Raw genomic sequence first — 2,448 nt, 5'->3', positions numbered from 1 at the left:
TTACTCCCTACTCATTAAATAAATCCAAATCTGTGACAGCACCAACACTGCTAGAGGAAACTAACTTAGCATATTTTGCTAAGATACCTTTTGTATAACGGGGTGGACGGGGTTGCCATTTGGCGCGGCGACTGGCTAATTCTGCATTAGAAATGTTGATTTGTAACAAGCGAGCAGGTGCATCGATAGTGATGCTATCACCTTCTTCGACTAGAGCGATCGCACCACCAACGGCGGCTTCAGGAGCAACGTGTCCGACTACCATCCCGTAAGTACCGCCTGAAAAGCGTCCATCAGTAATTAATCCGACTGCATCACCTAAACCCGCACCAATAAGTGCTGAGGTGGGAGCCAACATTTCCCGCATACCAGGGCCGCCAATCGGGCCTTCGTAGCGGACGATAATTACATCACCGGCTTTAATCTTACCTGCAAGGATGGCATCTAAGCATTGTTCCTCGGAATCAAATACCCGTGCAGTACCAGTAATACTGGGATTTTTCACCCCGGTAATTTTTGCGACTGCTCCCTCTGTAGCGAGATTCCCTTTAAGGATGGCTAAGTGACCTTGGGCATACATCGGGTTATTCCAAGGACGAATTACATCTTGATTGGTGGCTGGTTCATCGGGGACATCTGCTAAAATTTCGGCGATGGTTTTACCTGTGATGGTGATACAGTCACCGTCAAGTAATCCATGTACCAATAGCATTTTCATCACTTGGGGAATACCACCAGCTTGATGTAAGTCTGTGGCGACATATCTACCACTGGGTTTTAAATTACATAAAACAGGGACACGACCACGGATAGTTTCAAAATCATCTAGATTAAGTTCTACATCAGCCGCACGAGCGATCGCCAGAAAATGTAATACGGCGTTAGTTGAACCACCCACAGCCATAATTACAGAAATAGCATTTTCTATCGATTTACGGATGATAATTTGTCGAGGTAATAGTTGATTGCGAATTGCTTCTACTAATACCTTGGCTGATTCTTCGGTGCTATCAGCTTTTTCGTCATCTTCCGCCGCCATTGTGGAAGAATAGGGTAAACTCATGCCCATCGCTTCAAAGGCTGAAGACATAGTATTGGCCGTGAACATCCCACCGCAAGAACCAGCACCAGGACAAGCGCGGCGTTCTACTTCCATCAGTTCGGTGTCGTCAATTTTACCAGCACTGTATTCACCCACAGCTTCAAAGGAACTCACAACAGTCAAGTCGCGACCCTGGTAGTGTCCGGCTTTAATTGTCCCACCGTAAACAAAGATAGCCGGGATATTCATCCGTGCCATTGCAATCATTGCCCCTGGCATATTTTTATCACAGCCACCGATGGCAATCACACCATCCATACTCTGACCATTACAGGCGGTTTCAATGGAGTCAGCAATCACTTCTCGTGACACTAGAGAATATTTCATCCCCTCAGTTCCCATCGAAATCCCATCGCTAATAGTAATTGTGCCGAACATTTGCGGCATTGCCCCAGCTAGTTTAATGCCAGCTTCAGCTATGAGTGCTAGTTTATTAATCCCCATGTTACAGGGAGTGATGGTGCTGTAAGCATTAGCCACACCCACAATTGCTTTGTTAAAGTCTTCATCCTGAAAACCTACTGCACGTAGCATAGCCCGATTTGGCGATCGCTGCACTCCTTGTGTGACAACTTTACTTCTAAAATTCTCTGACGAAATTGTTTTTTTATCCATTGCTTTGGCCTCGCTCAAATCTTTGTAAGAGTATGATATGTAGACTTTTTTAAGATGTCCAATATATATTTATTTAAAATTGAGACTTTTAAACTATCAAAAATATGGAACTACGACACCTGCGCTACTTTATTGCTGTAGCTGAAGAACTACATTTCACTAAAGCCGCAGAAAGGCTGCATATAGCTCAACCGCCTCTGAGTCAACAAATTCAGCAACTAGAAGCAGAATTAGGAGTGAAACTTTTTGAACGCAAAACTAAGCGACAAGTACAACTAACAGAAGCTGGTAAGGTTTTTTTACAAGAAGCTTATCAACTACTGGTGCAACTAGAAACAGCAGTGGCGCTGACTAAAAAGACTGGAAGAGGTGAAACAGGTCAACTCCGAATCGGATTTACTAGTTTGGTAATTTACGACCTATTACCCTTGATTTTGCGGCAATTTCGTGAACAATTTCTGGAAGTAGAACTAGTCTTACTGGAGTTAACTACAAGTAAACAGGAGCAAGCACTGAGAGATTCACTGATCCATGTGGGTTTTGCTCATCCACCTTTAGAAGATGACACACTATCTTATAAGTGCATTCACAGCGAAACTTTAGTTGTGGCTTTGTCCTCAACTCATTCATTGGCTCAAAAAGAACACATCTGTGTGCAATCACTCTTAAGTGAACCTTTGATCATGTTTCCCCGCTATCTAGCACCAGGACTTTATGATCGAATCATGAGT

2 protein-coding genes are annotated in these 2,448 nt (G+C 43.8%); one reads left to right on the top strand and one right to left on the bottom strand.

Features of this window, described 5'->3' with window-relative positions:
- Positions 1–7 precede the first annotated feature (7 nt).
- Positions 8–1,717 (bottom strand): dihydroxy-acid dehydratase, encoded by a 1,710-nt coding sequence (gene ilvD / locus VE944_RS28085; RefSeq protein ID WP_324985115.1) that lies wholly within the window; start codon positions 1,715–1,717, stop codon positions 8–10.
- A gap of 104 nt (positions 1,718–1,821) precedes the next feature.
- Here ilvD and VE944_RS28080 point away from each other — a divergent pair.
- The coding region (locus VE944_RS28080; RefSeq protein WP_324985111.1) for a LysR family transcriptional regulator at positions 1,822–2,448 on the top strand (627 nt) is incomplete at its 3' end.

The sequence above is a fragment of the Nostoc sp. genome (genome assembly GCF_035638895.1).
GTDB lineage: Bacteria > Cyanobacteriota > Cyanobacteriia > Cyanobacteriales > Nostocaceae > Nostoc.
Note: the sequence above shows the minus strand (reverse complement) of the source record. Positions and strands in the feature narration are given on the sequence as shown.

Bases quoted from the DNA above. Each gene is read 5' to 3' on its own strand.
- ilvD (WP_324985115.1), bottom strand. From the start codon at position 1,717: ATGGATAAAAAAACAATTTCGTCAGAGAATTTTAGAAGTAAAGTTGTC.